At 37.6% G+C, this 13,219-nt stretch carries 16 protein-coding genes; 9 read left to right on the top strand and 7 right to left on the bottom strand.

The features are described from left to right. Position 1: 1 nt before the first annotated feature. Together WBF63_RS10535 and mnhG are read left to right on the top strand one after the other, a co-directional pair. The gene (locus WBF63_RS10535; RefSeq protein WP_424369933.1) at positions 2–292 is read left to right on the top strand and encodes a cation:proton antiporter; all 291 of its coding nucleotides are present in this window, start codon (positions 2–4) and stop codon (positions 290–292) included. Then, complete coding sequence (gene mnhG / locus WBF63_RS10530) at positions 285–644, top strand: monovalent cation/H(+) antiporter subunit G (RefSeq protein ID WP_424369686.1); 360 nt, start codon at positions 285–287, stop codon at positions 642–644. Before WBF63_RS10535 ends, mnhG begins: the two co-directional genes overlap by 8 nt. Positions 645–679: 35 nt before the next feature. Here the strand turns inward: mnhG and WBF63_RS10525 are convergent, their stop codons facing one another. The 4 genes from WBF63_RS10525 to mtaB all read right to left on the bottom strand — a co-directional run bounded on the left by WBF63_RS10525 (position 680) and on the right by mtaB (position 3,350). Then, complete coding sequence (locus tag WBF63_RS10525) at positions 680–1,330, bottom strand: alpha/beta hydrolase (protein ID WP_424369685.1); 651 nt, start codon at positions 1,328–1,330, stop codon at positions 680–682. Then, positions 1,327–1,743, bottom strand: a complete 417-nt coding sequence (locus WBF63_RS10520) for a putative toxin-antitoxin system toxin component, PIN family (RefSeq protein WP_424369684.1) — start codon at positions 1,741–1,743, stop codon at positions 1,327–1,329. The genes WBF63_RS10525 and WBF63_RS10520 overlap by 4 nt, the downstream gene beginning before the upstream one ends. After that, complete coding sequence (locus tag WBF63_RS10515) at positions 1,740–1,922, bottom strand: hypothetical protein (RefSeq protein ID WP_424369683.1); 183 nt, start codon at positions 1,920–1,922, stop codon at positions 1,740–1,742. Before WBF63_RS10515 ends, WBF63_RS10520 begins: the two co-directional genes overlap by 4 nt. Before the next feature lie 84 nt (positions 1,923–2,006). Then, positions 2,007–3,350, bottom strand: coding sequence for a tRNA (N(6)-L-threonylcarbamoyladenosine(37)-C(2))-methylthiotransferase MtaB (mtaB, locus tag WBF63_RS10510; RefSeq protein ID WP_424369682.1), 1,344 nt, complete (start codon positions 3,348–3,350; stop codon positions 2,007–2,009). 139 nt (positions 3,351–3,489) lie between these two features. Between mtaB and WBF63_RS10505 the strand changes: the two genes are divergently transcribed. The 7 genes from WBF63_RS10505 (at position 3,490) to WBF63_RS10475 (ending at position 9,077) form a co-directional block, all read left to right on the top strand. Next, on the top strand, positions 3,490–4,302 hold the full coding sequence (locus WBF63_RS10505; RefSeq protein WP_424369681.1) for a LamG domain-containing protein: 813 nt from the start codon (positions 3,490–3,492) through the stop codon (positions 4,300–4,302). A gap of 211 nt (positions 4,303–4,513) precedes the next feature. After that, a complete protein-coding gene (locus tag WBF63_RS10500) occupies positions 4,514–5,050 on the top strand; it encodes a hypothetical protein (RefSeq protein WP_424369680.1) in 537 nt (178 codons plus the stop codon). Between the two features lie 10 nt (positions 5,051–5,060). Then, a complete protein-coding gene (locus WBF63_RS10495; protein ID WP_424369679.1) occupies positions 5,061–5,672 on the top strand; it encodes a hypothetical protein in 612 nt (203 codons plus the stop codon). Beyond that, complete coding sequence (locus WBF63_RS10490) at positions 5,653–6,408, top strand: sensor histidine kinase (protein WP_424369678.1); 756 nt, start codon at positions 5,653–5,655, stop codon at positions 6,406–6,408. Before WBF63_RS10495 ends, WBF63_RS10490 begins: the two co-directional genes overlap by 20 nt. After that, positions 6,405–7,046 (top strand): response regulator, encoded by a 642-nt coding sequence (locus WBF63_RS10485; RefSeq protein WP_424369677.1) that lies wholly within the window; start codon positions 6,405–6,407, stop codon positions 7,044–7,046. The genes WBF63_RS10490 and WBF63_RS10485 overlap by 4 nt, the downstream gene beginning before the upstream one ends. A 70-nt stretch (positions 7,047–7,116) precedes the next feature. Continuing rightward, positions 7,117–7,686, top strand: coding sequence for a YceI family protein (locus WBF63_RS10480; protein ID WP_424369676.1), 570 nt, complete (start codon positions 7,117–7,119; stop codon positions 7,684–7,686). A 224-nt stretch (positions 7,687–7,910) separates the two neighbouring features. Then, the gene (locus WBF63_RS10475; RefSeq protein ID WP_424369675.1) at positions 7,911–9,077 is read left to right on the top strand and encodes a vWA domain-containing protein; all 1,167 of its coding nucleotides are present in this window, start codon (positions 7,911–7,913) and stop codon (positions 9,075–9,077) included. 152 nt (positions 9,078–9,229) lie between these two features. Here WBF63_RS10475 and WBF63_RS10470 read toward each other — a convergent pair whose 3' ends face one another. From WBF63_RS10470 to WBF63_RS10460, 3 genes are all read right to left on the bottom strand, one after another. Beyond that, complete coding sequence (locus WBF63_RS10470; RefSeq protein WP_424369674.1) at positions 9,230–9,916, bottom strand: response regulator transcription factor; 687 nt, start codon at positions 9,914–9,916, stop codon at positions 9,230–9,232. 2 nt (positions 9,917–9,918) lie between these two features. Continuing rightward, positions 9,919–11,175 (bottom strand): sensor histidine kinase, encoded by a 1,257-nt coding sequence (locus tag WBF63_RS10465; RefSeq protein WP_424369673.1) that lies wholly within the window; start codon positions 11,173–11,175, stop codon positions 9,919–9,921. Positions 11,176–11,423: 248 nt separating this feature from the next. Then, entirely contained in the window at positions 11,424–12,980 is a 1,557-nt protein-coding gene (locus WBF63_RS10460; RefSeq protein ID WP_424369672.1) for a serine hydrolase, read from the bottom strand. Positions 12,981–13,219 lie beyond the last annotated feature (239 nt).

Genomic DNA, 13,219 nt, shown 5'->3' with positions numbered 1-13,219 from the left:
TATGTCTGTTCATCAATATTTGCTGTATGTACCATTGCCCATAATCTGTGTGGCATTTTTCATCATATTTCTGCGTTATCTCAAAGGACCTAAAGTGGTGGACAGGGTAGTGGCAATCGACTTGATTATCACATCGGGTGTAGGATTAATCGGTATCTTCTGTATTTTGTATAACAATGAATCTTTTCTGGACGTCGCCATGATTTTGGCGCTGATTGCGTTTTTAAGTACCATCGCTTTTTCTTATTATCTCGACAAAGGAGAAAGCAATAAATCGAAAAAAAATGAGTGAGTGGATAATTATGATATTGTGTACGTTAGGAGCGCTTTTCATACTGATTGCCGCTTTGGGTATTTACAGAATGCCCGATTTCTATACGCGTCTTTCGGTTACGGTTAAAGCCGGAACGTTAGGTGTAGGATGTATTCTGGGCGCTGTGGCATTTTATTTTTATGATTTTGCGGTCTCCACCAAGGTTTTTGCCATCATTTTCTTTTTGTTCATTACATCTCCGGTTGCAGCTTATATGATTTCCAGAACGGCTTTTGTAAGTGGAATCAAAATGTTCAATACCACAGTCATTGACGATAAAGGAGAGGAAAGAGGAGAAATCCAAAGTGAGGATGTGGAGGAGAATGATTAATTTTTATTCATTTATTCATTCATTCATTCATTCATTCACAAATCTGATAGTGCCTGATTGATCAACTCACTCACCTTTCTTGCCTTTTGCATTACCATTACGTGGGTTCCGCCTTCTACAACTTGTGCATCTTTTATTTTGGAAATCGGGAAAACAAGATCTTTGTTGCCGTGAATGTGAACGAAATTTCCCATCTCCACATTATTTTTCCAGTTAACGATTTGATTAATGGACCATTTCAGATAATAGGGATCACGGAATTCAAAAAACTCATTGATATCGGGAAGTTTGGCATTGTAAATTTTCCTGAAAACGGCATAAGAAATTCCGTTGTCTGAAGAAATAAATTTCGGAGGAATGAGCTTATGGAGATGCGAATGCGAAGAAAATCGCATAATCGATGGCAATTCCTGTCGGGATTTGACAGTCGAAATTAAAATATTTAATTTGGGATTCAAAAAACGATTCATTTCCTGGGCGATGATTCCGCCAAATGACAATCCCATCAGATTAAATTCTTCGTTTGTATCGATACTTTCGGACATTCTTTCGGCATAATGTTCAAGGCTTTCTCCGATTTCCGGCTGAATCCAAGGCAGATAAACCAACTCAAAATCAGGATGGATTTTCAGGTATTTAAAGGCTTTTTCATTGGCGCCCAATCCGCTGATTTGGTAGATTTTCATAATTTCTGATTTTTTAGAATTTCAGAAAATTCTTCCAGTCGGACTACTTTAACCGGTGGGAAGCCTAAATCATTTAAGGCGAGTAATTTCTTATCATTTGAAATCAATAGATCTGAATTTGAAGCGAGATAAGTATCAACAAATTTATTATCATCCATATCTCCATTCACTAAATGAAAGTAGTAAAAAATATCCTGAAGAAAAGTATTTTCTGAAGTAAGAAAAACGCCCAATAAATTATCAGTTACGGCTTCTCCCCAAAATTCATTGAATTTTTCTTCATATTCCAAAAGTATTTCGGTTGAAAGACTTAGTTCAAATTCAGCATCGAGAAAAGCATCAAAAACATTGCGGTATTCGGAACGTTTACCCACACAACTCAGAAGGCAATTTGTGTCTATAACTACTTTCATTTATCAGTAGCTTCCAACCATTTTTGATAGACAGATGCAGTATAGTTTTTATCCGATTCAGCCCGGGTAATTGCCTGGTCTAATTTCTCGCGGAAATAAAAATTTAACAATGACTTTACTTCCTGTAGTTGTTTTTCATCAGTAATAAACCGAAAACTTTTTAATAGTTCCAATTGCATTTCTGTAAGTTTGGATGAAGAAGTAATCATAATAATTCGTTTATAACAAAATTACGAAAGTTTAATTGAATTTCGGACTTGTTTTTAAACGCTTGCTAAAACCTGAAGATTTTTCCGTGAAACATTCACATTTCCACCGGAATTCAACATCACCAGATCCACCATTTCGGTTTGATTGATCAATTCTTCGTCAAAATCAGTTTCGACTTTTACATAATTTTGGGTGAAACCATGCATTTTACCGTTTTTATTGTCAGATTCCCACAAGACCTTTTGAGTGGTTCCCAATTGGGACTGATAAAAAGCCACGCGTTTTTTCTCGGACAGAATCCGCAGCATTTTATTTCGCTGTTTGCGTATGTTTTGCGGGACAATTCCTTCAAAATCAATCGCTTCTGTATTGTCGCGTTCTGAATAAGTGAAAACGTGTAAATAACTGATTGGCAAAGAATTCAGGAAGTTATAAGTTTCCAAAAACAATTCTTCTGTTTCACCCGGAAATCCGACGATGACATCCACGCCAATGCAGGCATGCGGCATCACTTCTCTTACTTTTTGAATGCGTTCACGATACAATTTTGTCAGATATCGGCGTTTCATTTTTTTCAAAATCACATCACTTCCTGACTGTAGAGGAATATGGAAATGCGGTACAAAACGTTCTGATTTCGAAACAAATTCGATGATTTCATTTCGCAAAAGATTGGGTTCGATGGAAGAAATCCGAAGACGTTCGATGTTTTCTACTTTGTCCAGTTCCTGAACCAATTCCAGAAAAGTGTGTTCGTGTTTTTTATTGCCAAATTCGCCTTTTCCGTAATCTCCAATGTTTACACCGGTTAAAACGATTTCTTTGATGCCTTTCTCAGCGATTTCACGTGCATTTTTCAAAACATTTTCCATTGTGTCTGAGCGGGAAATCCCTCTTGCAAGCGGAATCGTGCAATACGTACATTTATAATCACAGCCATCCTGAACTTTCAAAAAGGCACGCGTTCGGTCACCGATGGAGTAGGAACCTACATAAAAATCGGCTTCTTCAATTTCGCAGGAATGAACGATGGCGTCGTTTTCTTTGTTGAGATCGTCAAGGTAATCGACAATGTTGAATTTTTCAGTCGCACCCAAAACCAAATCCACACCTTCCATTTCGGCGATTTCCTGTGGTTTTAATTGCGCGTAGCAACCTACCACTACCACAAATCCTTCGGGATTAGCTTTCATGGCGTTTTTCACAATCGTGCGGCATTCCTTATCGGCATTGGCCGTTACAGAACAGGTATTGATCACATAAACATCTGAAGGTTCAGAGAATTCCACACGCTCATAGCCGTTGTCCAAAAGGTTTCGGGCAATGGTAGAAGTTTCGGAAAAATTCAATTTACATCCGAGTGTGTGAAAAGCAACTGTTTTATTCGTTGAAAACATTTTGCAAAAGTACAAAATATTAACAATCCAGCAGTTAAAAGAAAGGGTGATTTCACCCCTGAGAAAAGGAGGATTCGCCGAATCTGATCGAATTTAGCATGGACAATCTTTGCAATATGAATCTTAAAAACAATTAGTTATGAAAAATTTAAAATTTAATCTGCTTTATGTTGCTCTGATTGTCGGACTGATAATTTCATGTGATAATGATGATAATCCAGATCCTCAACCTGATCCCGAAGTCAGCTGTATTCCTGCGAATTTACAAACCAATCTGATTGCATTTTACCCATTTTCAGGTGGTTCTATAAATGATTTTTCCGGTAATAATTACAATTTATCCAATCCTACAACTGCTACGCCTGCTCAGGACAGAAACGGTAATGCAAATTGTGCATTTTCATTTGATGCTGCCAATGGCGAATTTTTAACCAGTACCAATTCTGCTTTTATAAACGGTTTTGACAATCAGCCCTTTTCTGTTTCGCTTTGGTTCAAAGCCGAGGGAACGAGAAGTGGAGGTATTTATGAGCAGTTAATCGGAAGAGATACCGGTTTGCACTGTCCGGATACCTATGGCCAATGGTCAGTAGGACTATATGACTGCCGTAACTCAGTTTTTGGGATCAATGATTACAGTTTATGGGGCGATGGCTATCCAAATTTTTACGGTGATACTGATTGTGCAAATGATCCTTCTACCAATGTTTGGCATCATTTGGTAGTTACCTCTGACGGAACTCCGGGAGGAACGATGATGTACATAGACGGATTGCCAACTAGTCATTCTCCCAATACAGGATGTAACAATCCACAAGGGACTTCCGATATAGGTGATTTATTTTTGGGAAAAGAATACACGGGATTACTGGACGATGTGGTCTTGTTTAGCCAGACGCTTACACAAAGTGAAGTCACCCAACTGTATGAGCTGGCTCCCTGTTGTTTATAATATACTAAATAAATGGTGTAAAATGAGAATTCAAGACTGGCCGATACTTAAAAACCTTTTACATTATCAAATATTTTACATCATGAGAAGCTTTCTGCAGACTGAAAGCTTCTCTTTTTTATGGTAAAAAAATAAAAAGGGTGAATTCCCCCTTTTTTTTAACAAGGACCTTCTTATTTTTACAATAATTAATTCTAAAATTATTGAAATTATGAAAACGAAACTTTTACCACTTGTCAGTTTGCTGATGATTTCTTTTTTTTCCTGTAAAGACGATGATAATCAGGGGAATAATCACGAGGGGTGTTTCATAGAAGTTCCTTGTACCGAGCCAAACGGTTTAATCTCTGTTGCGGAAGCAGATGTTTTGGAAGAACATTATAAAGATGTTTTTTATGGTCTTTTCAATGAAGGCAATATGCCTTATAACGGATATGACGGAGCCGTCCGTTACATTTGGTTTGATTTGGATGAAATCAAAAAATACATTGTTTATATCGAACAAAATGCGCAGGAAAACGGATACGATAATCTGGGGTTGCGTGTATATTTGGGCGCAAAAGACCAGTTGGGACAAGACGGTGAAGTCTATCCTCGTCAAACGGTTTTCTTTGTTCCCACTACCAATCCCAGTGGGGGTAGTGATGTTGCAGACAATCTGAATATTGTTAATGCAAAAAGACTGAATTTGGGCGGAGCCGGAATTCCGGATAGTGTAGACCAAGAAGACGGAGTAGGAGCGCCATAACTCATTATCTATGTCCGTTCAGAATTATATTTACCTAACCATCCAACTGCTTGCTTGTTGTGCCGCCATCTATTATTGGCGGCATTACAGGCAAACGCCCATGTGGATATTTCTCCCATTTTTGATTTATACTTTTTGTAATGAAATTCTGGCGATAGCTCTTTCTTCAAAATATCCGGTTCGGATTCTTTATAATCTGTATATTCTGATTTCTTTCGGAGTGTATATGTATTGGTTTGACAAACTTCTCAAATTCAGATTCTGGAAATGGATTATCTGGATTTTGTTTGCAGCAGCTTTTATTTATGATGCATTTACAATTAATCTCATTAAAAATCTCATCAAAACCACGGTAAATGTCCAGGCGGTTTTATTGCTGATTTTTTCTCTTGTATTTTTTGTTAACTTGCTTAAGAGTAACGAAGTGATTCATTACCAACGATTACCGGAATTCTGGATTGTTTGCGGTTTGCTCATGTTTTACATTGGCTTTGTCCCTTTGTCGCTTTATTTGGGTCAGGGATATAATATTTTACATATTTATTACATAGCCATCATTATTTTGAACTTATTGCTGTATAGCGGATATATAATTGGATTTTATGTTTCAGGAAGGAGATAAACTGCTTTTCATAGTCGGGATTATGATTCTGATACCTTTTTCCATGGTGTTATTGTTTGTCATTTTCAATAATCGCAAAAACAAACTGATCCGTCAGCAAATGGAAGAAAAGAAGAAATTTGAAACTGAATTAGCAGAGTCCCAAATTGAAATCAGAGAAGAAACCCTCCGCAACATCAGTTGGGAGCTCCATGACAACATAGGCCAACTTCTGACCCTGGCCAAAATCCAGTTGCAGAATTCAAATAAAGATCCCAAGAAAATTGATGAATCGGTCAATATCCTGGGTGATGCGCTTCGCGAACTCAGGGCATTGTCCAAATCGGTCAATCCCGAAAGTTTAAAAAACATGAGCTTGCTGGAGGCCATTAACAATGAAATCGAACGTTTCGAACGGATGAATTTTATCAAAACCGAATTTGAGATAACCGGTACTCCTTTTGAAATTCCGCAGAAAGAAGAAATCATTATTTTCAGAATTCTTCAAGAATTTTTTGCCAATACTATCCGGCATTCGCGCGCAACTGAACTCAGAATCAAGATCATTTATAAAAAAGAAGAACTGGAAATTCACACCTATGACAACGGAATCGGGTTTGATCCAAATGACAATTTTAATGGAATCGGGCTTAAGAACATGAACACTCGTGCTGCTTTAATCGGAGCAAAACTTAGCCTGAATTCCACTCCTAATAAGGGAACCGAGCTGGTAATTAAAAAATCTTTTAAAACATGAAACATAAAATAGCCATAGTTGACGACCATACTTTATTGTCTCAAGCCATAGGAAACCTGATTGAAAGTTTTGATGATTTTGAAACCGATGGAATTTTTCACAACGGTCAGGAATTGATTAACGCACTGAAAAATAAAACCATTCAACCTCAAATCGTTTTGATGGACGTCAATATGCCAGTTCTCAACGGAATCGAAACAACCAAAATCCTTACAAAAGAATTTCCAGACCTTTTGGTTTTAGCACTTTCGGTAGATGAAGACGAAAATACCATCATCCAAATGTTGAAATCCGGTGCAAAAGGCTATTTGAGTAAAGATATTCAGAAAGATATGCTGCATTTGGCACTTACTAATATTTTGCAAAACGGATTTTTTCATACTCAAAATGTGACCGATGCTTTGCTGGGAAGTCTTAAAAAGAAAAATGAACTCGACGATTTAAAAGAACGTGAAATAGAATTTATTCAGTTGGCTTGTACCGATTTGACATACAAAGAAATTGCGGATAAAATGTTTTTGAGTCCCAAAACCATCGACAATTACCGTGATGCCGTGTTTTCTAAACTAAACATCAAAAACAGGGTAGGTCTTGTATTATTTGCCATAAAAACAGGAATTTACAGGATTGAATCCTGATTTATTGTCTTAGATCAATATTAATTGCTTTTATAAACTCTAAATTTGTATCAATCAAAAAATTAGAGATATGAAAACATATTTATTATCAGTTCTGATGCTTGTATCGGGCTTGCTTTCAGCACAAACTTTAACAAATGATCCATACCATTCCAAATTGGGATTTTCAGCCAATCACTTGCTGATTTCACAAGTGGAAGGAAATTTTACTGACTTCAATGTTACTTTAAGTTATACAAAAGAAGATTTATCGGACGCCAAATTTACGGTTACTGCTAAAGTAGCTTCTGTCAATACAGGCGTGGAACCACGTGACAATCACTTGAGATCTGCCGATTTCTTTGACGTAGCCAAATATCCTGAATTGAAATTCGTTTCGACTTCATTTACCAAAAAAATCGGGAACCAATATGAATTGACCGGAGATTTGACGCTACATGGCGTAACCAAAAAAGTAACTTTAAATGCTACTTATAACGGAAGTGTCGTGAACGGAATGTCCGGTGAAACCACACATGGATTTACCATCAAAGGAAAAATCAATAAAAACGATTTTGGAGTAGGAACAGAATTTCCTGCAGCTGTAGTCGGAAACGAAATTACCATTGTTTCAAACCTGGAATTTCCGGTTAAGAAATAATCTTTTCATAATTTTATATTTTATATCGAGCCGGATTTATCCGGCTTTTTTTTGTCAGGAAAAACCTTGTCAAGGTTTTCAGCGTTATGAATATAACCTCGACAGGGTTCCTATTAAATAATTGACTATCAATTGTTAATAATTATAATTTAAAATTCCCCTTTCACCCAACCTTTTTAAAACTCTTTGCATCTATGTCTATAGAATCAAAAATTTTTATAGATATGAAGACTTTATTATTTGCATTGGGAACGGTTTTCTTTTTTTCAGGTGGACAATTCTTACAGGAACCAAAGGAAAATCGGATTGAATTAAATGAAATTGGAGACGAAGGAATTCTGGCCCAGGAAAAAATTCAGGTGGCTTTATTGCTGGACACTTCCAGCAGTATGGACGGACTGATTGATCAAGCCAAATCACGGCTTTGGAACATAGTCAATACTTTGACCACGCTTCGTTATGACGGAAAAAAACCGGAAATCGAGATCAGTTTGTACGAATACGGTAACGACGGACTGTCGGCCGATGGCGGATACATCCGACAAGTAACGCCTTTAACTTCCGATTTGGATTTATTGTCCGAGAAACTATTTGCTTTGCGTACCAATGGCGGTTCCGAATATTGCGGTCAGGTGATCCAAACTTCCACAAACGAACTGAAATGGGACAACAATAAAAACAGTATGAAACTGATTTACATCGCCGGAAATGAACCCTTTACACAAGGTCAGGTGAATTATGTGGAAGCGATTTCAGATGCCGTAAAAAAAGGAATTTATGTCAATACGATTCATTGTGGAGATGATTATTCGGGACAAAGCGGAATGTGGAAAGATGGTGCCGACAAAGGAAAAGGCGAATATTTTTTCATCGATCACAACCAAAAAGTGATTTATATTCCAACTCCTTATGATGTGCGGATTGACGAATGCAATACCAGATTAAACAATACCTATATCTATTATGGTGCTCAGGGAGGAAAAATGAAAGCCCGTCAGGAAACACAGGATATGATGGCGGCCGAAATGAGTGAGGGAAATAAAATCACACGTGCTGCAGCCAAAGCTAATTATGGTTATTCCAATGCAGGTTGGGATTTGGTGGATGCGGTGGAAATGAAAGAAGCGGATTTGAGCAAAATCGATAAATCAACGCTTCCGGAAAAATACCGCAAAATGAGCGATGCCCAACTGAAAGCCGAAGTTGAAAAAATGTCCAATGAACGTAATAAAATCCAGAAAGAAATTCTGGAGCTCAATACGGAGCGTGAAAAATTCATCCAAAATGAATTGGCCAATCGCGGAGAAACCGATACCGATCTGGGAGCTGCCATTACCAAAGCCGTTCTGAAATTTGCCAATGAAAAAGGATACAAACAAGAGAAACAATAAAAAAAACCGGTCATTGAGGCTCTCGAAATGACCGGCAAAAATTCCACTTTTTTCTTTATACCTCGGTTGGGCGTAAGTCCGTCGGGGTATTTTTATTTACGAATTACGATATACGAACTTCAAATATCGTATATCGTATATCGAACCTCGTTCTAATCCACCCTGAACTTAAACCCGATTCCATGCAGGTTTTCGATTTTTACCGTATCATCTTCGGCAAATATTTTCCGCAATCTGGAAATAAAAACATCCAGACTTCGCCCCATGAAATAATCATCTTCACCCCACAGTGCTTTCAGGATTTCTTCGCGTTTGAGCACTGTATTTTTGTGCTCCATGAAATACTTCAAGAGTTCCGCTTCACGCTGCGTGAGTGAAACAGTTTGATTCTGACAAGTTACCGTATAATTTTGAGAATCAAATTCGCAGTTGCCTATTTTGTGGACAGAAGATTTTGATGCATTTGTATTTTTCTGGGAACGTTTCAGGAAAATTTCGATTTTCAACATCAGTTCTTCAATGCTGAAAGGCTTTACCAAATAATCATCGGCCCCGATTTTCAAACCTTTGATCCGGTCTTCTTTCAGTGTTTTGGCCGAAATAAAAATAATGGGAATTTCGGCATTCAGTTTACGGATTTCCGTTGCGAGGTCAAATCCGTCCATTTTGGGCATCATGATATCCAGCAGGCAGATGTCAAATTCATCTTCTTTAAAGACTTTGAGTGCTGCTTCGCCGTTGGGACAATGCACAACTTCATATTCCGGCTGAAGGCTGTCTTGTGTGAGAAACGCAATTGTTTCATCGTCTTCTGCATATAGAATCTTTGGTTTGACCATACTTATTTATGAGGTATAAAAATAGAAATACTTATGCCTTTATCTTCATTATTTTTGACTGAAATTTTCCATCCTTGTTGCTGGATGATCTTTTTCACATAATACAATCCAAGTCCGAAACCTTTCACTTCATTGTTTCTTTTGTCGGTAACCCGATAAAATTTATCAAATATAAATGAAAGATTTTTATCCGGAATTCCGATTCCATTATCGGTAAAATTCAGTTGAATTCCTTTTTTAATTTTAACTGTACCGATTTGGATTTCAGGTTTTTCAACGCTGTATTTAATGGAATTATCGAGGAGGTTGTGGACCACATTTGTAAAATGAAATTCATCAGCCATTATGTGAATGTCCGGGTTTAAATCGGTAAGAATTTTCACGTCCGGATATTTAATCTGCACCGATTGAATAACATGTTCTAAAGCATCTTTTAGATTCAAATTTACCGGTTTTAGCGCCATTGCAAATTCATCATTACGCGCAACATTCAGGATTTTCTCGATGTGATGGTTGAGTTTTTTTCCTTGCTTGGTGATGATTTCTGCATAAGTATTCAGTTTTTCGTTTTCCTGAATGGCTTTCTGATTGCTTAGCGAACTGGAAGCGAGCAGGATAGAGGAGAGTGGCGTTTTGAATTCGTGGGTCATATTATTGATGAAGTCCCGTTGAAGTTCAGAATATTTTTTTTGTTGAATCAATGTATAAATTGAATAGACATAAATTACCAAAATCCCCATCAAAATTACCGATAAAATAATCCAAAAGGTGAGCGAACTGAGCAGATAAGATTTTTCTTGTGGGAAGCGGACTGCGAAATAGTAAACCAAATCATTGTATTTCTCAAACTCAATTTCTTTTTTTGAATCGGAATCATCATTGACCGAAATGTACTTTCCATACATCATTTCGTCACTTTCACAGTCATAAACTGCAAATTCGAAATCGGTGAGAATGTTGAATTTGGTAAATTCTGTTTTCAGAAAATGTTCCAGAACTGCCGGCTCAATATGATCATTGACATTTACTACGTAATAATCATTTGAAACTTTTTGAATCAAACCTTTGGTGGTAAACTCATGGTCATTTTCATCATAGAGTTCCCGCGCGACTTCCAGTAATGCCACATGCACTCGTTGAGAGAATTTTTTCTCTTCAAGCGTAAAAGCCTTATAAGTCCAAACCAGCTGCGCAATCAGAATCCCGATGGTGGCTACAAGCCCCAATAAAATGATACTATTTAAACGATTGACTTTCAAATTAATATTTTGTGAACTAAAAACCTGTCAAATATAACTTATAAATGTATTTCTTCCATTCCCGGACTGCTGAGCTTTCCCTGCTTAACAACTCATTAACAAACCTTTGAAACTGATTAACATCCGCAGGAATATTTCTGTCTTACCTTTGAGTCGGTAGATTTTTTATCCCCATTTTTATTTAATCAATCACAAGAAAAGGAAGCATTTTAATTGCTTCTTTTTTATTTGCTGATAGTATAAAGTTTCTATTCTTTAACAAACCTCTCTGTATGCGTATAATTGGACGGATAAGCTCCGACTTGCAATAACATCGGTCGCAAAACAAATTCAAAATCCAGACTTTCTATTTTGCCCTGTTTGTTCAAATGAAACTGCATAAATTCTTCTCGAAGCGCCCGGTTTTTCCAGACTGCGCGATAAGTATCAAAGTGCCAGTGCTCCAAAACAGCTTCCAAATCGGGATCCTCCCAAAATCGAATGATTAAATCTTTTCCTTTTTTAAAAACTTCTACTTTTCCGTAAGCTTCCGAAGTATAAATTCCCATGTGAGCCGATTGTGAGAGACTCGGTTTTGTATTGGGAATACGTGCATTGTGAATGACTTCCCGCTCGGCTTGGACTTGCTGATAATATCGCTTGTATCGGTCTAAATAATGGGAATTCCAGTCTCTTTCCGAACCGCCCAAATAAGCATCCATCACCTGATAAGCCACTGCCGTCCCGAAATTATTAAACGTATTGGTAGCGACGATTATGCCCAGTTCCAGTTCGGGCAAAAGGTACATAAAGGTATTAAACCCATCGGTTGCGCCGCCGTGGGTCAAAACTCTTTTGCCTTTGTAATCGAGAATGTTCCAGCCCAGTCCATAACTTGCCTGAGCGTCCATCGCATTATTCATCGGGCGAATGACCTGAGGTTTATGGATTTCATTCATTTGGCGTGGACTGATGATTTCTTTGGTTTTATAAGTGCCTGCTTTGCCTAATTGCATCAACATCCATTTGTTGAGATCATTGATCGAAGAATTCACCCCGCCTGCCGGACCGGCATTGTCCCAGTTTCTTCTCTCAATGGGCGTAATCTTGCCGTCAATTTCTTGATGCGGCCAGGCTTTATTGTCCTGTAATTCCAAAGCCGAAAGGGTAGTGGTGGTTCGGTTCATTTCCAAAGGAACGAAAAGTTTTTCCTGTAAAAACTGATCCCAGCTTCTCCCGTCGCTGTATTCGATAATTTGTCCGGCCAAAGAGTACATTACATTATTATAAACAAAATCGGAACGAAATGGTTTTTCGAAATCCATGTAACGAACCTGATAGAGAATCTCATCCCGATTGCTTTTCGTCATGAATTGCAAACGATTGCCCAATATTCTACCCAGACCAATTTGATGGGTCAATGCATCTTTTATAGTCACTTCCTTTGTAACCCAAGGATCTTTAAACTGAAACCAGGGAATGTGCTGAATGATTTTATCGTCCCAGTTAATTTTTCCTTCATCAACCAAAATTCCAAGCGCGGCTGCCGTTATGTTTTTACTCACCGAGGCAATGCTGAATAGGGTATTGGCATCCACCAAATCGCCGGATCCCAATTTCTTTTCGCCAAAACCTTTGTTGTAGATAACCTTACCGTCTTTCACAATTCCAATGGCCATTCCGGGGATTTCCCAGTCTTTACGGCCGTTTTCTACCCATTGATCAAAATCCTGCGGAAGACCTGACTGCGCAACTACCGAAACGGAAAGAATAAAAACCAAAAACGAAAACGAAATTTTGTGAATGCCGAACAAATTATTTACCATAGTTTTTTCTGAATATGATTTATCAATTGAGGGGAGCGGTTACCGATGTTATATGAAGGTTCATTTATCTATTATTTTTTTATAATTTTTAAATTGTGAATATTATTGTCAGTGTACGTCTTCAAACTAAATTGGACAGTTTCAGTTAAATCCTTAAGGAGTATTTCGGATTATAAATTTATTAATTTTTGTTGATTATACAACTGTCTTCTTTTTTTGATAGAATGCTCTTTTATTTG

The organism is Moheibacter sp. (assembly GCF_049672845.1).
Classification (GTDB): Bacteria; Bacteroidota; Bacteroidia; order Flavobacteriales; family Weeksellaceae; genus Moheibacter.
This window is presented reverse-complemented; position numbering and strand designations above follow the sequence as displayed.